Below are 21153 nucleotides of genomic sequence, written 5' to 3'. Positions count from 1 at the left end.
TCTTGGACATCATCGCGACGCGTCTGTTTGGCTGAGCGCCGCAACCGCCGTGCGGACCGATCGCACGGAAGGCGGACGAGCACGGGGAAGTGCGGGCAGAAGCCATGAAGTCCTGGAAGAAGCGAATATTCGGCGGCGCTGGGTGCGTCGGCCTGGCCATCGTGCTCACCGCAGGGTGCGGGTTGGTCTCGGACGAATCGCCGGACGCCGCGGCGACGTCGACGGGACCTCGTCCGGACCCGGCGGTCGCCTCGGTGCCGCCCACGTCGCCGTCAGCCGCGGCGACGCCGCCCCCTTCGTCGGCATCGGCATCGGGCTCGGCGTCCTCGTCCGGCACGCCTTCGGGTACCGGGGCGTCCACCCTCGTACCGGAGTTGCAGGCCGCCGCGGAGCGCGCGGTCGGTCAGAACGCCGCGGCCTCGCTCATCGCGCTGGACATGCGGAACGGCGAGATCGTGTCGACGGTGCACCGCCAGGCCGGGATGTCCGGCACGGTCGCACCCGGCTCGACGTTCAAGATCGTCACCTCGGCGCTGCTGCTGCAACGCGGCATAGTCACCGCGTCCGCCAAGGTGCCGTGCCCGAAGTTCACGACCGTCAACGGCCAGAGCATCCACAACGTCGGCTACATGGAGATGCCGGGCGCCACCTTCCGCGACGACTTCGCGCACTCCTGCAACACGGCATTCATCAATCTGCGCGACCGCATCAAGGACGACGAACTGTCCACGTACTCCACACGGTACTTCGGCCTCAACAGCGATGCGTGGAAGGTCGCGACAGGACAGGGCAGCGTGGACGGCGTCGTACCGCCCGCGCACAACGCCAACGAGAAGGCGGCCCAGATGATGGGCCAAGGCGGGCTCGTCATGAACCCGCTCACGATGGCCTCGGTCGTCGCCACCGCACTCACCGGCAAGTTCCACCAACCGGTCCTGGAACGGGGCATGCCGGTCTACACGCGCTCCGAGACCTTGCCGTCGAACGTCACGAAGACCATCCGCGAAATGATGGTCGCCTGTGCGACGACCGGCAGCGCGGCGTCCGTCTTCCAGGGCATGCCGGGCGTCGGCGCCAAGACCGGGACCGCCGAGGTCGGCGACGGCACCAACGGATGGATGGTGGCGTTCCGCGGCGACATCGCGGTCGCGGTGTACGTCGAGGGCGGCGACTCCGGATCCGGGGCCGCCGGCCCGATCGTGCGCGACTACCTGAGCGCCGTCACCCCCTGACCCCGGCACCGTCGGACGTGCCGAGGAGGGATCCCAGGGCCGGTGCGACGACCTGTTCGGGGCGTACCGAGGAGAGTTGCTCCCGGTCGGGGGTCGCCGTGCTCAGCCCCGCCGCGTTGACGGCGGCGAGCTTGGGGGTCTCGGCGGCGTACGCGGCGCCGTGCAGGGACAGCGCGGTCCCGCACAGGAGCGCTGCCGTGAGCGTGCGTCGTCCAGGGTTCTTCATGACCAGGCCAACGACCGCGGGTGCGCCTCGTCACGGTCGAGGCGGCCCGTGCGGGGATCCCGTACATGCCTCGCATGCCGTGTGCAGGCCGCGCACGCGGTCGATCGGCTGGCGGGCAAGCGCGGTGAATTGCGGAAAGCTACAAAATCACGACGGGTGAGTCCGTGGCGTGCGCTACCCGAAGGGGAGTGTTTCTGCTGCAAAGGTGAGTTCCAGGTGCTCGTGACGCCTGCTGGACAGGTGTACACGATTGTCGAGAACTCACAAGGAGAGTGCAGCATGCGTACGGATGGCGTGGTGGTGACCGGACTGGGAGCGACGACACCTCTCGGCGGCGACGTGGCTTCGTCGTGGGCCGCCCTGATTGCGGGACGGTCCGGCATCCGGGGCATCGAAGCGGCGTGGGCGGCGGACTCGCCGGTGCGCATCGCCGGGCAACTGGCGGTCGAACCGACCGAGGCCCTCGACCGCGTGCAGGCCAGGAGGCTGGACCGGTGCGAACAGGTCGCGCTGATCGCTGCGCGTGAGGCCTGGTTTGACGCGGGCGCGCCGCAGGTCGAGCCGGAACGCCTGGCCGTGGTGATCGGCACCGGCACCGGCGGTGCCCTGACGATGCTGGAGCAGGACGACGTACTCGAAGCCCGCGGCGCGCGGCGCGTGTCCCCGCACACCGTGCCCATGCTCATGGCCAACGGACCCGCGGCGTGGGTCAGCCTCGAACTCGGCGCACGGGCAGGGGCGCACACCCCGGTCAGCGCTTGCGCGTCGGGAGCGGAGGCCATCGCGTACGGCCTCGACCTCATCCGCCTGGGCCGCGCCGACGTCGTGGTGGCGGGCGGGGCCGAGGCCTGTCTGCACCCACTGCCGCTGGCCGGGTTCGCCCAGGCCCGGGCGCACTCGCTGCGCAACGACGAGCCCGGGGCGGCCTCACGGCCGTTCGACGTCGCGCGCGACGGGTTCGTGATCGGCGAGGGCGCGGCGGTCGTGGTGCTGGAGCGTGCCGACTTCGCCGCGGCGAGGACGGCCCGCGCGCACGCGGTGCTCGCCGGGGCCGGGGTCACGGCCGACGCCCACCACATCACCGCGGGGCATCCGGAGGGGCAAGTACGGGCCATGCGTGGGGCGTTGGCCGCCGCGTACACCTCGGTCGGCATCACGGCGGGCGATGTCGGCGTGGTGTCCGCGCACGCCACATCGACGCAGAAGGGCGACCTCGTCGAGGCGCAGTCCGTCGCCGAGGCGGTGGGGCTGCACCCTGCGGTCACCGCGACGAAGTCTGCGACCGGCCACATGTTCGGCGCGGCCGGCGCCTTCGGGGCCGTCGCCGCGATCCTCGCGATCCGCGAGGGCGTGGTCCCGGCGACCCGCAATCTCGACGCGCTCGACCCCGAAGTGAAGCTCGACGTCGTCCGGGGCGCGCCGCGGCGCATCCGTGTGGACGCGGCCTTGGCCAACGCGTTCGGGTTCGGGGGACACAACGCCGCACTGGTGTTCGCCCGGGCTGCGTAGGGCTGCGTAGGGCGGTCCGGGCGGTGGTGGTGTCGGGCCAGGGGCCGGGGGCGCGTCAAGATCGCGTCACCAAGCGGGCCCGGTGGGTCAAGACGGCGGCAGAGACTCGGACAGGTCGGCTGAACACGGACACACGCGTCCTGGCGTCGCAGCAGTGGGCAGGGACAAACCCCCCGCGAACGACGCGTCCGACGGCGCCCCGCCCAGGCTCCACGACCCGCCAGTGATCCCCGAACCGCTGCGAGCATGCATCCGGAGGGGCGTAGGTCGCTGCGGCCTGGACCGACCGGGCGTGAGAACCTCACGCCCGTGGCCACGGAAACCGAAGTAGGACAGCTGTTGCACCAGCGCGGCTGGCGAACCGCGTTCACGGTCGCCGAAATGGTGAACGCGTGGGCGGCGTTGGTGAGCGCCGTCGAAGGCGGCTACGGCGACGACATCTACGAGTACACCAATGACCTCTACTGCCGAAACTGGCTGCATGAGGCGTGGCTCCTGCTCGACGAACACGTCGTCCAGCTCCGCACCCCGAAGATCAAGGCTCTGGACGACCGTTACAAGGCCGCGACCGTCGACGACGACGGCCAGGCGCTGGACCGGTTCCACAGGATTCCCGGCCCCGACCTCTGGTGGTGGCGGCGACACCCTCGCATCCTCACCGGAGATCTCGGCCGTTCGCTGCGCTCGGCGGGCGCCGTCGGCGCGGACCTCGACACAGCATGACCCCTGGCCTGCCTCTGCCTGTCCTCGGAGTTCGGCTCTAGAGCCAGTCGCGGCGCTTGAAAACGGCGTAGAGCGTGAGGCAGACGGTGCCCATCAGCGCGATGGCGAAGGGATAGCCCCACTGCCAGCCGAGTTCGGGCATGTGGTCGAAGTTCATGCCGTACACGGTGCCGATCAGGGTGGGCGCGAACAGGATGGCCGCCCACGACGAGATCTTCTTGATCTCCTCGTTCTGCGCGATGCTCGCCTCGGTCAGCGTGCGCATCTCCTCGTTCTGCCGCTGCCCCACCAGCGTGGCGTTGACGGTCAGGATCTCCGGCAGGAGCTGCCGGTAGCCGTCCACGCGTTCGATGGTCCGCGTCACGTGGTCCGCGACGTCGCGCAGGTAGCTCTGCAACTCGTGGTCGACCGCGTACTTCGCAAAGCCCGCGGCGAGCGAGTCCAGCATGCCGGTCAGCGGACGCGTGGCCCGCTGGAACTCGATGACCTCGCGCGACAGTTCGTAGATACGCCGGGACACCTCGGGATCGCCGCGGAAGACCTCCGTCTCGATCTCGTCGATGTCGTTGTCCAGGCCCGCGAGCACCGGCTCGTAGCCGTCGACGACGGCGTCGATGATGGCGTACAGCACCGCCTCCGGGCCGCGGCGCAGCAGCTCCGGATCGGCCTCCATACGCTTGCGCGCCGCCGTCAGGTCCGGCGCGCCGCCGTGCCGCACCGTGATGACGAAGTCCGGGCCGGTGAAGATGTGCAGCTCGGCGAAGTCGACCTCCTCGGGCGCGTCCAGGTAGCGGGCGGCGCGCAGCACCACGAACAGGGTGTTCCCGTACCGCTCCAGCTTCGGGCGCTGATGGGCCGTGATGGCGTCCTCGACCGCCAGTTCGTGCAGGTCGAACTCCTCGGCGAGGGAGAAGAGTTCCGCCTCGGCGGGGCGGTACAGGCCGATCCACGCCATGCGCCCCTGCCGGGCCCGCAGCTCGCGGTACGTGGCGGCCAGCGTCTCGGGGGAGGCCACGCGTACGCCGTCCGCGTACACCGCGGCGTCGATGACGGACGCCCCGTCGGCGTGGTCCACGGGCGCCGGACTGCCCGCGGTCCGATCGCCGGACCCGGATCCGGACAGGGGCCCGGGAAGGCGCAGGCCACGAGGGGTGAGCGCGCGCAGGGCGCGGTGACGGCGATCGGCCACGGGAGTCTCCGAACGGTGCTGGCGGCAGGCGGGGAGTCGACGCACATGTGTGTCGGCGCCCTCGCGGGCCGGCGGCCGTGCGGACGGCTACGCGCAGGCGGACGGGGGCGCCGGTGCTCCGGTGGAACTGGGAGGTTCACCACGCATCGCAGGTTCCACCTCCTCGTTCGCCTGGGTGTCGGCCTCGGTCGCATCTGCCGTGTCCGGTCAGGTTGCAGGCTACCGTCTTCGCGCCGGTCGCCGCCCCCGCTTCCCTCGGACCGCGCGGGGAGCGACCGCCTGCCGCCGGCCAGGTGTACCCGTGCGCCGGCAACTGGGTCACCCGCTCGTACGCGGTGGGCCGGTCGACCGTCTCGTCCGTCCTTGACGACGTGCAACTCCGTCGTTGAAGACGTTGTATGCGATGAACCGGTAGTGGCCATGCGGCGCCCGGCTGACGTCCACGGTGCTGTCCACCGGACGGAACGCGCTCGGGTCCGGGGGTTCGTTGCTCAGCCGCACCTCGCGCCCGCGGTCGACCAGCTCGAACACGTCAGCCGTGGCGAAGCGGATCACCGCCAGAGCAGGCGCTTGTACCGACCAATGGAACCGCCAGACGACGCAGTCGGCGTACCGCGTCCAGGGCCGGAGCCGGAACCTGGATCGGAATCGGAATTGGTAAACCGTGCGTCGTGCGCCTCCCGATGGAAGACGGGCGCCCGTCCCCGGTCCGCCCTGATGCCGGGCCGGTCAGCCGCCGCGCGGCGAGTACATGATGACGCCCACGCCGACGAGGCAGATGAGCGCGCCGGCTACATCGAAGCGGTCGGGGCGGTAGCCGTCCAGCGCCATGCCCCACGCGAGCGACCCGGCGACGAACACCCCGCCGTACGCCGCCAGAATGCGGCCGAATTCGGCGTCCTCCTGGAGCGTGGCCACGAACCCGTACGCACCGAGCGCCAGGATCCCCGCGCCGACCCACACCCAGCCCCGGTGTTCGCGCACGCCCTGCCACACCAGCCACGCCCCGCCGATCTCGGCGAGCGCGGCGAGCAGGAACAAACCGATGGAACGCATGATCGTCACGGACCCGAGACTAGGGCGCCGCCCGGCCCGCCCGGCCCGCCCTGCGTCCGGTCGGCCTTCGTCGGCGGGTGCCGGTCGGCGGTCTGGGCGGACGAGTCCGGGCACGGCAAAGGCGAGGAGATCATCCGCTCCTCGCCATGTTCAACGTATAGCGCACCGGGGGCCTTGCGGCAAGGCCCCCGGCGTACCCCAGAATCATCGACCTGGCCCAAAAGTTGGTCGGAAATCTGGCGAATCGGGAGAATTGCGTAGTGCGTGTTGGTATCGATGCCCGGAACAGCGGCCTGCCGAACAACCAAGAACCACTGGACGGAGACGGACCTGTGACGGACGCCGATGTACTCGTCGTCGGAGCCGGCCCGGTCGGCCTGATGCTGGCCGCCGAACTGCGGCTGGGCGGCGTACGCCCCCTCGTCCTGGAGCGCCGGCCGCAACTTCGGGACACCCCGAGGGCCAACGGGCTCGGCGGGCAGATCCTGGAACTGCTGCGCTACCGGGGCGTCTTGGACCGGATCGAAGCGGCCTCTGCCGGTGTCGTGCACCCGGCTCCGCGCTACCCGTTCGGCGATGTGCACGTCGACTTCTCGTCGCTCCCGGAGCCGCCGTTGCGCGGGCTGACCCTTCCGCAGCCGGAACTCGAGCGCCTGCTCGACGAACGCGCCCGAGAGTTGGGCGCGGACATCCGGCACGGCGAGGAGATCACCGGAGTCCGGCAGCGGGCCGACATCGTGACCGCGGACGTGCGCGGACCGGACGGTACGTACCAGGTCACCGCGCGGTACCTGGTGGGCTGCGACGGAGGGCGCAGCCGGGTGCGGGAGAGCGCGGGCTTCGCCTTCCCCGGCACGACGTACCCCGAGGTGAACCGGCTCGGCCAGGTCACGCTGCCCGATTCGGTGACCCGCCTGGACAACGGCGACATCGAGGTGCCCGGCCTCGGTACGGTCCGCGCGGGGGCGTTCACGCGCACCGACCGCGGCCTGTTCGGCTGCGGCTGGCTCACCGAGGACGTCCTGCTGATCTCCACGACCGAGGACGAACTCACCGAGGTCGACGACGACGCGCCGATGACCCTGGACGAACTCGGGGCCAGCATCAGGCGCGTGCTCGGTGCCGAGTTCCCCTTGGGCGAACCGCGCCGGCTGTCGCGTTACCAGTTCCAGGCCCGGCAGGCGGAGCGCTACCGCGACGGCCGGATCCTGCTGGCCGGCGATGCGGCCCACCAGTTCCCCGCGACGGGCGTCGGCCTCAACGCCGGCATGCTCGACGCCGTGAACCTCGCGTGGAAGCTCGCCGCCGAGATCCACGGCTGGGCACCCGCGGGACTGGTCGACACGTACCACGACGAACGCCACTACGCGGGAGCGCGCACGATGCTCCACACCCAGGCCCAGGTGGCGCTGCGCCGCGGGCAGGACGCCGCGGCCGAGTCGCTGCGCAAGGTCTTCCTGGAACTACTGGTCGACGACCAGCCGCTGCGCCGCATCGGAGCCCTGATCGCGGGCGGTGACATCCGCTACCCGATGCCGTACGCCGACGAGCATCCCCTGACCGGCGTGTTCGCCCCGAACCTCGCACTCCGCACCGACAAGGGCCCCACCACTGTCGCCGAACTCCTGCACAGCGCACGGCCGGTCCTCGTCGACCTCGCCGACCGTACGGACCTGCGCGAGGCAGCCGAGGACTGGGCGCACCGCGTGGACATCGTCACCGCGCGGACCGACGGAGAGCGCCCGGCCGACGCCCTGCTGATCCGCCCAGACGCGCACGTCGCCTGGGTCGCCCCCACCGACGACCCCGCCGCGGCCACCGCGTCCACGCTCCGAGAAGCCCTCACCCACTGGTTCGGCACCCCCTGACCACTCTGGTGCCCTGGTCGCCGACGGCCGGAGTGTCATCTGTTCGAGAAGGATCCCTCGGTGACACGCACACGAAATCTATGTTTGTCAGAGTAGACATTGGGGGGTGGTGTGGGTATGGTTTCTCTCGTAGCCAGAGAGTCCACAAGGCCTCACAGAGAACGAACTGTGGGTCGACGGGAGCGCGTCGGAGCGGCGCGCAAAGCAGTTTGCAGGAAAGCAGTTTGCAGGACGGTCCGGTGGTCGGACTCCCGAAGCCGAGATGGTGCAACAGGGCGACGGGATCGGCACCCGGGTCGGAGAGCGGCCCGCAAAACAGGGGCCGCCGCGATAGGCCACGCGCAGCGTGTGGTTGGCAGTACGCCAGTGAGAGCAGTGCCGCAGTACGCGACCTGCCCACTGGGCACGCAGATGATCATCGAGGGAAGAACGGAGGAGCCGAGCGCCATCAGGATCGCCCGGGCGGAGTATTGAACCCGGGTACCGCAGGACATCGATAGTGAGGTGGTCTCCGGTCGAGCAACAGCGATCCCCGCAGGCCCGACGGCATCACGGTCGGGCGAGCGGAAACAGAATGTCGGTGCACTACCGAGGCCGACAGATGGTGTAGCAGTTCCTTCGGGGCCCTGGTGCCATATGGCGCCAGGGCCCCTCCACGCGTTCCAACGGAGAGGTGCAAATGACAGCTGGTGACTCGTTCGACCGTCTCGACGACGACGATTACCCCGCGTACACCATGGGCCGGGCCGCCGAGATGCTCGGCACCACGCAGGGCTTCCTGCGTGCCATCGGCGAAGCCCGCCTGATCACCCCGCTGCGGTCCGAGGGCGGACACCGCCGCTACTCCCGCTACCAGTTGCGTATCGCCGCCCGGGCCCGGGAACTCGTCGACCGCGGCACCCCGATCGAGGCCGCCTGCCGCATCGTCATCCTCGAAGACCAGTTGGAGGAAGCGCTCCGGATCAACGAGGAGCTCCGCAACGAGCACCCGCCTGCCGGGCGGGACACGACCTGACCGGCCGACCGGCCGCCCGGCCGACCGGCCTGGTTGCGCCGGGACCTGCCGGTGCGGGTTCCAGTTAGGCGGGGTTGGGTGTGGGGGCGCCGCTTGGTGCCGCTGCCTCAAGGGCGGTCGGCGCGCAGGGCGCGGCGTCGGGGAGGACCCGGCACAAGAAGCCGAGCCGGGCCATGGCCCGGCTGACTTCGTCGGCGGTGAAGTCCCGGCGGTCCTGGCGGGTGAGGACGCCGCCGACCTGCTTGACGGGGTATCGGCGGCGACCGATGACCACGGAACCGCTGGTGATGGGCTCGGGTTTGACGCCCTTCATGGACGCCAGGACCCCGTTCCTGGACAGCTCGAATGCGAAACCGGCGATGATGCAGCGCATGGTGCCTCACAGACGTGGGGAAGTAGCGGCGAAGGCGGGGCCATCAACGGCGCGGGGCGATCAATGGCGCGGGGCGATCTACGGCGCAAGGTGGCAGTGATCGGGCGTGTCACGCCGTGTGTCAAGGCGCGTGTCACGCGGCGGGTCGCGCTCCGAGGCCTGCCGTTGTCGTGGCGGTGAGGAACTGGTCCACACCGAAGACGTCCCGAAGGCGGATGCGGTCCGTGTAGGACGGGCAGTCGCGCACCGCGGCCAGCCGGGCCCTGGTCACCAGGCCGATGCGTTGGTCGTCCTCGTCGCAGAGCAGCAGTGAATCGGCGCGGGCGCCGAACATCACGGACAAGGCCACCTCGACGGTCATGTCGCCCCCGACCCGCAGGGCCGGCGGGCACACGGCATCGGTCGGGATCGTGGGGGCGACGTACGCCGGGCCGGGCTGCATCAGGACAAGTGTCAAAGGTGTCTCCGAGGGGGAGTGGGTGGGCCCTTCCGGACAGGTAGGGCCCGGACGGCACGTGCTCAAGCGGCTGCGTCGGACGCGGCCAATCCTCTGTCCGTGCGTCGGGTCACGCGGCCGCCCCCCGGTTCCTCGCGGTGCGGCTGCGGCGCCCGCGCGAGGCGGCCCCGCCGCGGTTGGGGCGTTCTGCTGCCGGCGCGGAAATGGTCACCGGAATGCCCGAGGGGGCCTGCGCGCCGGTGATGCGGCTCAACTCGGCGTCGCCGCAACGCACTTGGGTGGTCTGCGCGGTAATGCCCGCGGCCGCCATCAGCCGACTCATGCCGCGGCGCTGGTCAGGCGTCACCAAGGTGACCACGCTGCCGGACTCGCCGGCGCGGGCGGTGCGGCCTCCCCGGTGGAGGTAGTCCTTGTGGTCCGCGGGCGGATCCACGTTCACGACAAGGTCGAGGTGGTCGACGTGGATCCCGCGGGCCGCGACATTGGTCGCGACCAGCACCGTCACATGGCCGGACTTGAACTGAACGAGAGTGCGGGTGCGGTGCGGCTGGGACATGCCGCCGTGCAGCGCCGCGGCGCGTACCCCACTGCCCAACAGGTGCCGGGTCAGCCGGTCGACGGCGTGCTTGGTGTCCAGGAACATGATCACCCGGCCGTCGCGGGCGGCGATTTCCGTGGTCGCGCGATGCTTCTCCGCGCCGTGCACGTGGAGCACGTGGTGCGCCATCGTGGTGACCGCGCCGGCGGACGGGTCGACGGAGTGCACCACCGGGTCGCTCAGGTAGCGGCGCACCAGGCGGTCGACATTGCGGTCCAGCGTGGCCGAGAACAGCATCCGCTGCCCGTCCGGACGCACCTGGTCCAGCAGGGCGGTGACCTGCGGCATGAAGCCCATGTCGGTCATCTGGTCGGCCTCGTCGAGAACGGTGGTGCCGACCTGGTCCAGCCGGCATTCCCCCCGGTCGATGAGGTCCTTGAGGCGGCCCGGAGTCGCGACGACGACCTCCGCACCGGCACGCATGGCGGCGGCCTGCCTGCCGATCGGCATTCCGCCGACCACCGTGGTCAGCCGCAGACCCAGCGCGCGGGCGTACGGCGTGAGCGCGTCGGTCACCTGCTGGGCCAGCTCGCGGGTGGGGACGAGGACCAGAGCCAGCGGACGTCGCGGCTCCGCGCGCGTACCGGCGATCCGGGACAGCAGAGCCAGCCCGAAGGCGAGCGTCTTGCCCGACCCGGTGCGGCCGCGTCCGAGTACGTCTCGTCCCGCGAGGGCGTTCGGCAGCGTCGCCGCCTGGATCGGGAACGGTGCGGTCACCCCGTGTGCCGCGAGGACCGGCAGCAACTGCACCGGCATGGCCAGGTCGGAGAACGCCGTGACGGGCGGGAGCGCGGGGGTGAGCGTCGCCGGCAGCGCGAACTCGCCCTGCGGCACAGGTCCGCGGCGGCCCTGCCCTCCCGGGCGTCCCGTCGCGCCGCGGCGGCCGGACGCGCCCGACACGTTGCGGCCGCCGTGTTGCCCCGAGCCGGGGCGGCCGCCGGTGGCGCCTGAGCGGCGGTTTTCTGTCCGTGTGCGATTCATGCGGAGCCTTCCTTGATGCGACCGGTGTCAAGGAATTCCCGCGGGCACGCGCGTCGTGCGCGGAATGCGGGAGAATCGCAGAAACAGGTCGAGTGAATTCGTGGGTCGCCGACTGCGCCGCCCGGGTCGGGGCGGGTGCGGCGGGTCCGGAAAAAGCGACGCCGCAGGGTTTCGCGGGAGGTCGCGGCGAAGTGCGCCCGCCGGAAAAGCGCGGAGTTCCGGTCGAACGCCCGGAGTGACTCGAGTGCCCGGAGCACTCGGAGTGCTCGGAGCGCAGGAGTGGCCGGGCGCCCGGAAACAGAAGCGAGCCGGGGCCCGCACCCCAAGGTGCGGGCCCCGGCTGAGCCGAACGCGTCAGGCGTCAGGCAGGAGGAGTCAGGCGGGAACGATGTTCTCCGCCGTCGGGCCCTTCTGGCCCTGGGCGACGTCGAAAGTCACCTTCTGGCCCTCCTGCAGCTCGCGGAAGCCCTGGGCGGCGATGTTCGAGAAGTGGGCGAAGACGTCCGGGCCGCCGCCGTCCTGCTCGATGAAGCCGAATCCCTTTTCCGCGTTGAACCACTTCACAGTGCCGGCAGCCATGTCGATCTCCTTCGGGGCAGGGCCCGGGGTCCGCACGATACGGACCCCGCGTCGCCGCGATGATTTCCCGCCGGAGAATGCCGGACACAAAAAAGTGCTCCCACCGGGGGAAAAACCACGGCGAGGGCACTTGAAGTTTCTGGGAACCACAACTGCAACTGAGAATGACAGTAGCACGCTGCGACCGTTTTCGTGCGCTCGGCGATTCTCCTCGGTATGTCGTGCGAGAAATCCTCATCGCACGGCACGGCGATTTCTGTGCTCGCAACCACACATATTCAGTGCCGGCCGTCGGCGTCGAGGACGCCGGTGGACGCGTTCACGATGGTCGCGCCGAGGAGGCGGGTTACGCGGGCCGTCGGTCACGCCGGGGCGCGGGCCGCACGGGCGCTGCCGCGGCCCTGGCCGGTGCCGTGTTAGGTGACCGCCGGTTGTGTGCCGCCGCGTGCTTCGCCGGGGTCGACAACCGGCAGTTCGTGAGCGGTCGACAGATCGGCCCGCGGATCGACGGCGGTTTCGTCGCTCGCGTTCGTCCACCGGCATCTAAGGTCGGGAGTCCGGCTACGAGGGAGTCGTGAATGATGCGCGGATTCGGGGAGTTCTTCCACACGGCGACCGGGCATCGCCCCTACGCCTATCAGGCCGACCTCGCGAAGAGCGGGCTGCCGCGGTCCCTCCGGGTGCCATCGGGAGGCGGGAAGACCGCTGCCGCCGTGTTGGCCTGGCTGTACCGGAGGTTGGTGTCCGCGGTCGAGGAGACGCCGCGGCGATTGGTGTACGTGCTCCCGCAGGGCCGCCTCGCGGACCACACGCACGCGAGGATCGCCGAGTGGGTGTACCGCCTCGGGTGCGCGGACGAAGTGGATCTGCACTTGCTGGCCGGCCCGGAGTCGCAGAACGGGACCTGGCGTCGGCACCCCGAGCGCACCGCGATTCTGGTGGGCACGCACGACGGGCTGCTGAGCCGCGCCCTGATGCGCGGGTTCGCCGACGCCCGGGCGATGGCGCCCGTGTCGTTCGGGCTCCTCAACACCGACGCGCACTGGGTGTTCGACGAAATGCACCTGTTGGGCCCGGGGCTGCCGACGAGCGTACGGCTGCAGTCGCTGCGCGAGTCGCTCGGCACGACGGCGCCGACCGGCAGTTCGTGGATGTCGTCGACGTGGGACGGGGACGGGGACGCGTCGCACGTCGCGGCCGTCGGCGACGACGCAATGGGCGCCCGTCTGGGGGCGGTTCGACGCGTCAGGCGACTGCACCCGGCCGCGGACCCGGACGGCTACGTACGGGACCTCGTCGACGCACTCGGTTCGGCGCACGTGCCCGGCACGCAGACCATCGCCGTGCTGGACTCCGCCCGACGGGCACGTGAGGTCTACAGCGCGCTGCGTACGGCACACCAGGGCCGCGAGATCGTGTTGGTGCAGCCGTACGCGCGTTCCGTCGACCGTCGCGATCGCGCACGGGATCTGGAAGATGCGGGCCTGGATCGAATCCTGGTCACCACGGGGGCACTTGACGTCGGATGCGACGTGTCCAGCCGTACGCTCTTCACCGAACTCGCCCCGTGGAGCGCGCTCGTGCAACGCGCCGGTCGGTGCAACCGCCACGGCGAACACCCCGATGGCGGGGACCTGTTGTGGTGCGTTGCACCGACGGCAGGAAGGGCAGGTGCGGGAGTCGCGCGCTGGCTGGACGCGCACGAGGGCGAGCCGGTCACCACCGCCGACCTGTTCCACGCGAATGTCGACCACGACACCCCGTCTTCCCAAATACTGGACGAACACGATGTGTTGGCGATGTTCGACAACGCCCGCGGCGCGGCTCCGACCGACGCGAGTCCGTGGATCTGCGCCGACGACGATCGCACGGTCTTCGTCGCGTGGCGCGCCTGGGAGTCGGGGATGCCCGCGGAGGACGAGCCGGAACCCGCGCGCATCGAGCAGTGCGAGGCCCCACTCGCCGACGTACAGGGACTGTTGGACGGCGGGGCGTGGCTCCGGGGGCCTGCCGACGGCCGGTGGCGGCGCGCCCAGGCCGACGATCTCCGCGCCGGATCAGTCGTGTTGGTCGACTCGGCACGCGGCGGCCACCTGCCCGGGGTGGGGTGGGCGCCCGAGAGCACAACGCCGGTGCCTTCGCTCTTCACGGGACGCGGGATCGCCGCTTTTCAGTGTGTCGCGTGGGTGAGCCTCGACCGGCACCTGCTGGAGACCGAGGAAGAGGCGCGTGCGCTCACGGCCGTGCTGTCCGGGCTCACCGAGGGACAGCGGGAAGCGGTGGCCCGCGCGGCGAGGTTCCACGATCTCGGCAAGTGCCACGGCGTGTTCCAGGCCATGCTGCGCGACGGCGGTGGCGGCGATCCTCCGGACCACCTGCTGGCCAAGTCCAAGGCACCGTGGAACAACGGGGTTTCGGCGCGCCCGTACTTCCGGCACGAACTGGTCAGCGCACTCATCCTGCTGCACGGCGGGCAATGGCACACTCCTTGCGTCGACCCGAGCCTGGTGACGTACCTGGTCGCCGCGCACCACGGCCAGGTGCGTGTGTCGGTGCGCCCCGAGGCCGCCGAAACCGTCGAGGCCGCGCCGACGCTGCTCGGTGTCCGCGACGGCGACCGCACGCCCCCGGTGACCGTCTTCCCAGGCGACCACTTCCCCGCGCAGTCCCTCGACACCGAGGTGTTCCGCCCCGGCGGTGCGTGGACACCGCGGGCCTTGGCACTGCGGGACCGCGGCGATCTGGGACCGTTCCGGCTCGCCTATCTCGAGTCCCTGGTACGGGTCGCCGACTGGCGGTCCAGCGCCCGACACGACGGTCCCACGCCGGAACCTGCGCCGGGACCCGCACCCGAAGCCGCGCCGGAACCCAAATCCTGAGCCGTGTCGCCGGCTCCCGACCCGGTGCCGGTGGCAGGCGCACGGGCCCTGCACGCGGGCATGAAGGACAGCACCTACGCCGAACTCGACTCGGGACACTTGGCGCTCTTCGAGCAGCCCGATGAACTGGTGTGCCTGGCAAGGGCCTTCATCGACGGGGTCACCCCCACCCCCAACCCACAAGCCGCCCATAAGGACGCTACTAAGCTCTTGGTGTGCCCGAACCCACCCCGCTTGCCCCCGAACCGTCCCACATCGAGCCGGTCCACCCGCGACCGGAACCACAGTCCCTCGCCGAAGTGCGCCGTCACATCGACGAGATCGACGCCGAGCTCGTCGCGCTGCTGACCCGCCGTCAGTCCCTGGTCCGCACCGCCGCCACGTTCAAGACCGACGAGCAATCGGTACGCGCCCCCGACCGCGTTGAACGCGTCATCGCCGGCGTACGCGCCAAAGCCGAAGCCGCCGGCCTCGCCCCCGAGGTCGCCGAAGCCGTCTGGCGGGCCATGATCACCGCGTTCATCACGCTAGAACTCGCCGAACACGACCGCATCAACCCGGCACCCCCCGAACATCCGGCCTGACCCGCGGCCTGGACTGCTGGAACGGCGGAAGGGGCAGTGATGCTGCCGACCCGGTCCTGCTCTGTCGAAGCTCCACGAAGTGTCAACTGCGGTTGAGGGTCGGGCGGCTGCGGCGCGTATGTGGCCCGGCAGGTGAGGGTCACGGTCGGGGAGTGCGGCTGGCCCTTTTCGGTGCGGTATCTATGCGATCAGCACGGTGACGGGGTGGGGGCATGGCGGAGCGATTTGGCTTCGGCGTGGTGCTGGCGCGGCTGCTGGCCCACAGAGAGCTGAGTGCGCAGGAACTGGCCGATCGTGCCGGATTGCCGGCCGACGAGGTCCGAGCGGTGATCGCGGGGGCGGCCCCCGGCGAGGGGTTGCTCCGGCAGGTCGCGCCTGCCGTGGGTTTCGAGGCCGTCGACTTGTTGGTCCTCGCGGGGTTCGCGGTTCCGGACGAGATGGCGCCGCTGGATGGCGTCGCTGGGCTGCGGGCGCCGTACATCGTGATGGACGCGGTGCGCCTTCCTGTTGCCGAGCGGAGTGAACTCCTGGGGCTCATTCGCTCGCTGCCGCAGGAGCCACGTCCGTCGATCTTCACCGCAAAACAGCTGGCGTCCCACACGGGTCCGGGCGGTTGGATCATCCGTATGCTCCAGTACCGCAATCTGGACTGGATGGGCATGGCGCGGCTACTGGCGGTGGTGACGCCCACCTGCTTGTCGGCGTCCACGTACGGGGTGATCGGCGGCGGCCGCAAAGAGTTGACGCCCCGCCTGGTGACCGATTTCGCGGCCTTGCTGGGCGTCGACGCCCGGGAACTGGCCGCGCTGACGAGCGTCCACTTGGCTGAGGAGCCACCGCCCCCGGCCCCGGAAGCCGTCGATGCCGCCGCGCTGCTGTGGGAGGTGCGGCGCCTCTCCGAAGCCCAGGCAAGGCACGTCTCCGAGCTGGCGCGGTCCATGCGCGGACCCTCCCCTCCGCCCATGGCCGACACGTCGGCTTGATACGTGTGCCGTAGGGGGGCCGGACCGGGACCGTCGCGGTCATCGAGGTGGGCGTCGCCGGGGTGCTCGGGTGGCGTCCGTAGGGGTGTCGTCGGGGCCGGAGGGGCGGTCGGCGGCGTGGGTGGCCTCGGTCAGGCCTTGTGCCTTGGCCTGCTCCTTCTCGGCTTTGCCGGCGTTGCGGCGCGGTCGGTCGCCGGTCAGACGTCCGGCGACTTCCTTGGCCCTGCCTTTGAGTTCGTTTTTCGCGCTCGTGAAGCCCATATTCGGACCCCTTCCCCGGCCGGAAGCGATCACGCCGACCATGAATGGCCGACCCCGGGGACAGTCGGGGTCAGCGTCGCCGGTGGGGTGAGTCGGCTTCGGTGGCGTGCCACGTGGTGATGGGGGTGGCGCCCACGCCGCGAGGTGGTGTGCGGTGGTCTCGGGCGAGTGAGCGGCCGAGGGCCACGGCCGTGGCGGTGGCGGCGGTGCCGAGGGCGGTGAGGGTGATGCCTGCCGCGGCGCTTCGCGTGGGGTCGTTCCAGGAGGAGGCGTACAGCGCAAGGGCGATGACGTAGAGCGCGAGGGCGAAGCTGTTCAGTGCCGCGTGTGTCGTTGCCGTGTGCCGGGCCGGTCCGCGGGTGGGAATCACGTGCCTGAGGTCGCGTACGCCGGGGAGCGCGGCCAGGACGGCGCCGGCGACGCCGAGGGCGTTCATGGAGATGGCGTAGTCGAGCCAGAAGCTGCTGTGGTGGGCTCCGTACGCTGCGTACCCGATCAGGGCCCCGAGGTAGCCGGCGATGGGCAGCGGCGCCAGCATGCGGTGGGCGGGGCGCTTGGCTATCGCGGTCGGTTTGCGGGTCATCGTGCCTCCTCACCCGGCCGTGTGAACGTCGGCCGGTGTGGGCTCTTTGCCCGCAACCGTGTCCCCCACACCACGCCGGCACCTGTGCCGTGCGTCGCACTACGAATTCGGGAGGGGGCGGATGCTGCGTGCCGTCCGCGCCTTGGTGAGGTCTCCACGACCACCTGGCTCGGCGGGTGCGAGGCTTGACCGTCCAGGCACCAGTACGACGTCCGGGCGCCGCGCCGGTACGCACCTCTACATGCAGATGGCAGCGCACGCTCCGACCGCCGGCCGCGGTGTCGGGTGTCCGGGTGGGTCGGTGCCTGGTTCTGGTGGACCCAGGCACGGTGGACCGGGGTCGAGCAGGGCTCTGGGTGGGGCGGGCGGCGGCTCGCAGGATGGAGGGCATCCGCCGGTCGTCGCCGGTCACGACGACGACGGCCTCACTCGCAGGGGAGCCTTCCATGTCGAACACGCTGACCATCGTTGCCGCGTTCATCGCCAAGCCGGGCCACGAGCAGCCTCTGCGCCGGGAGTTGGACGCGATGATCGGGCCGTCGCTGGCCGAGGACGGCTGCCTGGGCTACCAGCCGTACGCCGACCCGGCCCGCCCCGATCGGATGATCATCGTCGAGGAGTGGGCCGACGAGGCCGCTCTTGAGCACCACTTCTCGCTGCCGCATTTCGCGCACGTCGCGGAGGTCCTGGGGGAGATTCTCGCGGAGCCGTTCACCCTGCGGCGCCTGACCGACGTCCCCGCCTGACCCGGTACCAGCCGCGCGCGTCCCACGGGCCGTACTCCCGAATCGCACGACAGGGGTACGGCCCGTGGGCGGGGCGGTCCCCGTGCTCCGGGCATCGCGGCCTCGGACCAACGGGTGACAGGGCGGCCGGTCGTGAAATCAGCCCTCGTCGCCTTGGGCGTCGGCGTCCGTGCGAGGGCGGTGGTCGGTGCCGATGCCGGCGGTGATGGTCAGGATGGACGTCGGCCCGTCATGTCGACAGCGTGCCAAATCCCGGCCGGGTTGACGGTGGCCTCGCCCGGGCCGAGCAGAACGCGGTCGGGTACGCCGTCCACGTCGCGCGTGACTGTGACCGACCCGCTGAGGCAGACGACCAGTTCGTCGCCGGCGGGGTGGTTCTCCCAGTGGTCGCCGGGGCCGTCGCCGTCGATGATCGCCACCAGTCGGCCCTCGGCGCCGTCTGCCGCGACCGCGGCGCTGTAGGCCTTGAGCACCTCCGGGTCCCAGGCAAAGCCCTCGATGGGCTTTGCCCGCGAGCCAAGGCCGAGGTGCACGGGGGTGGTTCGGAGGTCGATGGCATTGCGTGTGTGGTTGACGAGTTCCATACCGGCGATCGTCACACCGCAGTGTTCGGATGGTCTTGAACGAATGGGAACAGACGGCGACGCGGCGGGCACTCGGCTGGCGGCTATGCGGTCCCGAGCGAGCCTTCGCCTGCGCGGCTCCCGAGGAGGACTTCGCCGCGACGCCAGGCCGTCGGCGTCCGGCCGGTGAACTCGCTCCAGTCCCGTACGAGATGGGCCTGGTCCGCGTAGCCGGCAAGGGGCGCCACAGCGGCCCACGGGAGGGGATTCCGCGCCGTGGCCAGTTCGTGGGCGTGCTCGAAGCGCAGTACTCGGGCGAAAGTCTTCGGTGACAGACCCAGCTCACCGCTGAACCGCTCGGTGAGGTACCGACGGCTCCAGCCGAGTTCCGCGGCCACCGCACCGACCTGGACGCGCCCCCGCGCACCGACGAGGCGGGACCAGGCCTCCGCCACCTCGGGTCGCACCCGGCGTACGCGGTCGCTGCCACGATTGACGGCCCGCAGGAACAGTTCGTCCAGCGCGGTGAACCGCGTCGCCCATGTCGTGGCCGTACGGAGCCGGTCGACCAACTCGACGCCCAGCGTTCCGAGAAGCTCGTCGAGCGGGACCAGTTGGTGAGCGAGTTCAGCGGCGGGCAAGCCGTATATGGCCCGTGCCCCGAGTGGTGTCAGCGATACCTGGACGCCTTGCTGGCGCCCGTCGTGGTGGATCGCGGCGGACCGGCACCGCAGACCTCCGGCCACGGCGGTGAATTCGTTGACCGGCGACCCGTCGTCCACGCCCGCCGCCACCTGCAACGGACCTGACAGTCCGATCACCGTCGTGAGCGCGCGGCTCGGCGGGCCGCAGTGCACACCTGCCGGAAAGGCGCGCAGGTCGAAGCCGACGTACGAGTCCACGTACCGCCGCAACGTCGGCGCCGGACGCGCACCGATCCCGATATCCGCGCGATCCTCCACACACCCCAGCGTACGAGCCGGCGCGACCGGCAGGGTCGTCCGGGTACGGGGGCGTGTGCAGGTGGACAGAGCCCATTGCCGAAGCCGCCTTTCTGTGGGCATGGGTGGCGGGAGATCGTGGTGATGCCGAATGGAACGCCCTCGGCCGTTCCTGCCGGTGAGCAAAGGGGGTTGGGCAGGTCGCCAACATCGCCTGCAACGTGTGGTCCGACGCCGACCGACCGTCGTCGGCGAACCGCCGCGTCGAGCGGTCCGCTGCTCCCGACTGCGTCAGTCGGCCGTCCTCGGTGTCTCCCGTTTGCATGAGGTTCGTACGCCCTGCCGGAGCGGCCCCTCGTGGTGACGCGACCGCGTACCGATGATCAGGTGGCGACCCGAGCGAAAGGGCAGGAAACCGTGGACAGGGACTTTTACCAGCGCAAGATGGCCGTGCGCTTCGACTCCATCGACGTCGACGGGGACGGAGTCGTCACCAAGGCCGACTTCGAGCGCGCAGGCGAAAGGGTGGTGGAGGGCCTTGGGCTCACCCGGGAGTCCGCGCAGGGCCGAGCGGTCCTCGACGGCGCCGGGACGTTCCGGGCCGCGCTCGCCGATGCCGCGGACGTCGACCGCGACGGCAAGATCACGCGCGACGAGTTCGTCATTGCCTGCACGGAGACAATGCTCGCCACACCGGCGGGATTCGGCATCACCGCAAGGCCGTTCGCGCGTGCAGGGCCACCCCGAACGGCACGTTGCTCTCCCGGGCCCGCCGGAGCCCCCGCACCCATTTGCTGTCCGCGCGCGACCCCGTCCCGCGCAGCAGGTCGCGTACCCCTCCCGCGATGTCCCGCGCCTCCACCTGGTCATCGTTCATCCCCATCGCATCGGCCCCTTCCTCTGCGGCGGTCCCGCGAGCGGGACCCACGGGCAAGAACCGCCGATCGCCTGGGACTTCGCACGCCGGTCCCCGCGACCCGGTTCACGTGAGCTGTTCCGTCCAGCCTGCCGCGCCAACCCGAACGGCTGACAGATACACCCAAACGAGGAATACAAGCCCCTGAGTGCGACGGTGCGGGCGCAGAGCCCCACCGGCGTCCGCCGAGTAGGGCTGAACGTGCCGGGTTGTCAGGGGGCGGCTGGGGGCGGGGGCGGCGAAGTCGAGTTGGTGGGGAGCGAGTTGAGTAGGGCGGTGGCGCATTCCTCGGCGAGGTCTTCGGCGTGGGCGGGAAGCGGCTCACCAGTCCGTAGGTGGCGGCGGACCAGGGAGAGCGGTAGGTCGATGAGGGCGAGTTCGACGCATTCGGTGTCCTGGCGGGCCTTGGCTCCCAGCGCCTCGGCGAGGGCTGCAAGGGCGGTGCGCACGCGCTGGTTGCCGTGTTCCGCACGGTGGACGTGTTCCTTGGGCCAGTGGGCGCGTCCGAAGTCACCGGCGCCGTACAGGAGGACGGCGGCCTCCTCCGGGTGGGCGCGGCTCCAGGAGACGACGTGGCGCGCGGCCGCGCGTCCCGCTTGCCGCGCGTCGACGTCCGTGTCCAGGGCCTTGAAGTAGCCCTCTTGGAAGCGCTCGACCGTCCGCAGCCACACCTCGGCGAGCAGCACGGGTCGCCCGGGGAAGCGGTGGTACACCGAACCGCTCGGGGCCCCCACGTCGTTGGCGACCGCGGACATGGTCACCCCGCCCGGTCCCGTTGCCGCGGCCAGGCGTACGGCGGCGTCGAGGAGTTGGTCGGCGTCGAAGCGGGCTGGTCTGGCCATGAGTTAGAGAGTACTCTCCAGAATATTAGAGAGATATCTCTACAACAGT

21 protein-coding genes and 2 pseudogenes are annotated in these 21153 nt (G+C 70.7%); 10 read left to right on the top strand and 13 right to left on the bottom strand.

Annotated elements, in window-relative coordinates:
• Window positions 1–104: 104 nt before the first annotated feature.
• A complete protein-coding gene (locus tag ACWD12_RS32585) occupies window positions 105–1232 on the top strand; it encodes a penicillin-binding transpeptidase domain-containing protein (RefSeq protein WP_450102576.1) in 1128 nt (375 codons plus the stop codon).
• Here ACWD12_RS32585 and ACWD12_RS32580 read toward each other — a convergent pair.
• Window positions 1222–1458 carry a hypothetical protein gene (locus tag ACWD12_RS32580; RefSeq protein WP_358352325.1) on the bottom strand — a complete coding sequence of 79 codons (237 nt, stop codon included), beginning with the start codon at window positions 1456–1458 and terminating at the stop codon, window positions 1222–1224. The genes ACWD12_RS32585 and ACWD12_RS32580 overlap by 11 nt on opposite strands.
• Before the next feature lie 279 nt (window positions 1459–1737).
• On the opposite strand from ACWD12_RS32580, the gene ACWD12_RS32575 reads away from it, so the two are divergent.
• Entirely contained in the window at window positions 1738–2967 is a 1230-nt protein-coding gene (locus ACWD12_RS32575) for a beta-ketoacyl-[acyl-carrier-protein] synthase family protein (RefSeq protein ID WP_450102575.1), read from the top strand.
• 309 nt (window positions 2968–3276) lie between these two features.
• On the top strand, window positions 3277–3690 hold the full coding sequence (locus ACWD12_RS32570; RefSeq protein WP_358352328.1) for a hypothetical protein: 414 nt from the start codon (window positions 3277–3279) through the stop codon (window positions 3688–3690).
• Between the two features lie 37 nt (window positions 3691–3727).
• Here the strand turns inward: ACWD12_RS32570 and ACWD12_RS32565 are convergent, their stop codons facing one another.
• Together ACWD12_RS32565 and ACWD12_RS32560 are read right to left on the bottom strand one after the other, a co-directional pair.
• Window positions 3728–4879, bottom strand: coding sequence for a magnesium and cobalt transport protein CorA (locus ACWD12_RS32565; RefSeq protein ID WP_450102574.1), 1152 nt, complete (start codon window positions 4877–4879; stop codon window positions 3728–3730).
• A 729-nt stretch (window positions 4880–5608) separates the two neighbouring features.
• On the bottom strand, window positions 5609–5944 hold the full coding sequence (locus ACWD12_RS32560; RefSeq protein ID WP_358352330.1) for a YnfA family protein: 336 nt from the start codon (window positions 5942–5944) through the stop codon (window positions 5609–5611).
• A gap of 323 nt (window positions 5945–6267) precedes the next feature.
• On the opposite strand from ACWD12_RS32560, the gene ACWD12_RS32555 reads away from it, so the two are divergent.
• Both ACWD12_RS32555 and ACWD12_RS32550 read left to right on the top strand, forming a co-directional pair.
• The gene (locus ACWD12_RS32555) at window positions 6268–7803 is read left to right on the top strand and encodes an FAD-dependent monooxygenase (protein ID WP_450102573.1); all 1536 of its coding nucleotides are present in this window, start codon (window positions 6268–6270) and stop codon (window positions 7801–7803) included.
• Between the two features lie 679 nt (window positions 7804–8482).
• Window positions 8483–8818: a MerR family transcriptional regulator gene (locus ACWD12_RS32550; protein ID WP_358352334.1), complete on the top strand. Its 336-nt coding sequence runs from the start codon at window positions 8483–8485 to the stop codon at window positions 8816–8818.
• Between the two features lie 64 nt (window positions 8819–8882).
• Here ACWD12_RS32550 and ACWD12_RS32545 read toward each other — a convergent pair whose 3' ends face one another.
• The 4 genes from ACWD12_RS32545 to ACWD12_RS32530 all read right to left on the bottom strand — a co-directional run bounded on the left by ACWD12_RS32545 (window position 8883) and on the right by ACWD12_RS32530 (window position 11806).
• The gene (locus ACWD12_RS32545) at window positions 8883–9191 is read right to left on the bottom strand and encodes an SCO5918 family protein (protein WP_450102572.1); all 309 of its coding nucleotides are present in this window, start codon (window positions 9189–9191) and stop codon (window positions 8883–8885) included.
• Between the two features lie 133 nt (window positions 9192–9324).
• On the bottom strand, window positions 9325–9633 hold the full coding sequence (locus tag ACWD12_RS32540) for a CBS domain-containing protein (RefSeq protein ID WP_450102571.1): 309 nt from the start codon (window positions 9631–9633) through the stop codon (window positions 9325–9327).
• A 124-nt stretch (window positions 9634–9757) separates the two neighbouring features.
• Window positions 9758–11227: a DEAD/DEAH box helicase gene (locus ACWD12_RS32535; RefSeq protein ID WP_450102570.1), complete on the bottom strand. Its 1470-nt coding sequence runs from the start codon at window positions 11225–11227 to the stop codon at window positions 9758–9760.
• Between the two features lie 375 nt (window positions 11228–11602).
• Window positions 11603–11806, bottom strand: coding sequence for a cold-shock protein (locus ACWD12_RS32530; protein ID WP_358352341.1), 204 nt, complete (start codon window positions 11804–11806; stop codon window positions 11603–11605).
• 578 nt (window positions 11807–12384) lie between these two features.
• Here ACWD12_RS32530 and cas3g point away from each other — a divergent pair.
• The 3 genes from cas3g to ACWD12_RS32515 all read left to right on the top strand — a co-directional run bounded on the left by cas3g (window position 12385) and on the right by ACWD12_RS32515 (window position 16252).
• A complete protein-coding gene (gene cas3g, locus ACWD12_RS32525; protein ID WP_450102569.1) occupies window positions 12385–14685 on the top strand; it encodes a type I-G CRISPR-associated helicase/endonuclease Cas3g in 2301 nt (766 codons plus the stop codon).
• Window positions 14686–14900: 215 nt separating this feature from the next.
• On the top strand, window positions 14901–15269 hold the full coding sequence (locus ACWD12_RS32520) for a chorismate mutase (RefSeq protein WP_450102568.1): 369 nt from the start codon (window positions 14901–14903) through the stop codon (window positions 15267–15269).
• Window positions 15270–15481: 212 nt separating this feature from the next.
• A complete protein-coding gene (locus ACWD12_RS32515; protein WP_450102567.1) occupies window positions 15482–16252 on the top strand; it encodes a hypothetical protein in 771 nt (256 codons plus the stop codon).
• A gap of 39 nt (window positions 16253–16291) precedes the next feature.
• Here the strand turns inward: ACWD12_RS32515 and ACWD12_RS32510 are convergent, their stop codons facing one another.
• Window positions 16292–16513 carry a CsbD family protein gene (locus ACWD12_RS32510; RefSeq protein ID WP_450102566.1) on the bottom strand — a complete coding sequence of 74 codons (222 nt, stop codon included), beginning with the start codon at window positions 16511–16513 and terminating at the stop codon, window positions 16292–16294.
• Window positions 16514–16583: 70 nt separating this feature from the next.
• Window positions 16584–17096, bottom strand: a complete 513-nt coding sequence (locus tag ACWD12_RS32505) for a DUF2231 domain-containing protein (protein WP_450102565.1) — start codon at window positions 17094–17096, stop codon at window positions 16584–16586.
• Window positions 17097–17542: 446 nt separating this feature from the next.
• Between ACWD12_RS32505 and ACWD12_RS32500 the strand changes: the two genes are divergently transcribed.
• Entirely contained in the window at window positions 17543–17842 is a 300-nt protein-coding gene (locus ACWD12_RS32500) for a putative quinol monooxygenase (RefSeq protein ID WP_450102564.1), read from the top strand.
• Window positions 17843–17980: 138 nt separating this feature from the next.
• Here ACWD12_RS32500 and ACWD12_RS32495 read toward each other — a convergent pair.
• Window positions 17981–18426 (bottom strand): annotated as a pseudogene (locus tag ACWD12_RS32495) (cupin domain-containing protein).
• Between the two features lie 83 nt (window positions 18427–18509).
• Window positions 18510–19367, bottom strand: a complete 858-nt coding sequence (locus ACWD12_RS32490; protein ID WP_450102563.1) for a helix-turn-helix domain-containing protein — start codon at window positions 19365–19367, stop codon at window positions 18510–18512.
• A 423-nt stretch (window positions 19368–19790) separates the two neighbouring features.
• Between ACWD12_RS32490 and ACWD12_RS32485 the strand changes: the two are divergent.
• A pseudogene (locus tag ACWD12_RS32485) lies at window positions 19791–20006 on the top strand (EF-hand domain-containing protein); the annotation flags it as partial.
• A 49-nt stretch (window positions 20007–20055) separates the two neighbouring features.
• Here ACWD12_RS32485 and ACWD12_RS32480 read toward each other — a convergent pair.
• Entirely contained in the window at window positions 20056–20229 is a 174-nt protein-coding gene (locus ACWD12_RS32480) for a hypothetical protein (protein ID WP_450102590.1), read from the bottom strand.
• Between the two features lie 245 nt (window positions 20230–20474).
• A complete protein-coding gene (locus ACWD12_RS32475; RefSeq protein ID WP_450102562.1) occupies window positions 20475–21104 on the bottom strand; it encodes a TetR/AcrR family transcriptional regulator in 630 nt (209 codons plus the stop codon).
• Window positions 21105–21153 lie beyond the last annotated feature (49 nt).

This window comes from Streptodolium elevatio, assembly GCF_053592165.1.
Note: the sequence above shows the minus strand (reverse complement) of the source record. Positions and strands in the feature narration are given on the sequence as shown.

Excerpts from the sequence above, each read along its gene's own strand:
- ACWD12_RS32505 (WP_450102565.1), bottom strand. The coding sequence starts at position 17,096 with ATGACCCGCAAACCGACCGCGATAGCCAAGCGCCCCGCCCACCGCATG.
- ACWD12_RS32580 (WP_358352325.1), bottom strand. The coding sequence starts at position 1,458 with ATGAAGAACCCTGGACGACGCACGCTCACGGCAGCGCTCCTGTGCGGG.
- ACWD12_RS32535 (WP_450102570.1), bottom strand. The coding sequence starts at position 11,227 with ATGAATCGCACACGGACAGAAAACCGCCGCTCAGGCGCCACCGGCGGC.
- ACWD12_RS32575 (WP_450102575.1), top strand. The coding sequence starts at position 1,738 with ATGCGTACGGATGGCGTGGTGGTGACCGGACTGGGAGCGACGACACCT.
- ACWD12_RS32540 (WP_450102571.1), bottom strand. The coding sequence starts at position 9,633 with ATGCAGCCCGGCCCGGCGTACGTCGCCCCCACGATCCCGACCGATGCC.
- ACWD12_RS32510 (WP_450102566.1), bottom strand. The coding sequence starts at position 16,513 with ATGGGCTTCACGAGCGCGAAAAACGAACTCAAAGGCAGGGCCAAGGAA.
- ACWD12_RS32500 (WP_450102564.1), top strand. The coding sequence starts at position 17,543 with ATGTCGAACACGCTGACCATCGTTGCCGCGTTCATCGCCAAGCCGGGC.
- ACWD12_RS32475 (WP_450102562.1), bottom strand. The coding sequence starts at position 21,104 with ATGGCCAGACCAGCCCGCTTCGACGCCGACCAACTCCTCGACGCCGCC.
- ACWD12_RS32545 (WP_450102572.1), bottom strand. The coding sequence starts at position 9,191 with ATGCGCTGCATCATCGCCGGTTTCGCATTCGAGCTGTCCAGGAACGGG.
- ACWD12_RS32515 (WP_450102567.1), top strand. The coding sequence starts at position 15,482 with ATGGCGGAGCGATTTGGCTTCGGCGTGGTGCTGGCGCGGCTGCTGGCC.
- ACWD12_RS32530 (WP_358352341.1), bottom strand. The coding sequence starts at position 11,806 with ATGGCTGCCGGCACTGTGAAGTGGTTCAACGCGGAAAAGGGATTCGGC.
- ACWD12_RS32480 (WP_450102590.1), bottom strand. The coding sequence starts at position 20,229 with ATGGGGATGAACGATGACCAGGTGGAGGCGCGGGACATCGCGGGAGGG.
- cas3g (WP_450102569.1), top strand. The coding sequence starts at position 12,385 with ATGATGCGCGGATTCGGGGAGTTCTTCCACACGGCGACCGGGCATCGC.
- ACWD12_RS32585 (WP_450102576.1), top strand. The coding sequence starts at position 105 with ATGAAGTCCTGGAAGAAGCGAATATTCGGCGGCGCTGGGTGCGTCGGC.
- ACWD12_RS32550 (WP_358352334.1), top strand. The coding sequence starts at position 8,483 with ATGACAGCTGGTGACTCGTTCGACCGTCTCGACGACGACGATTACCCC.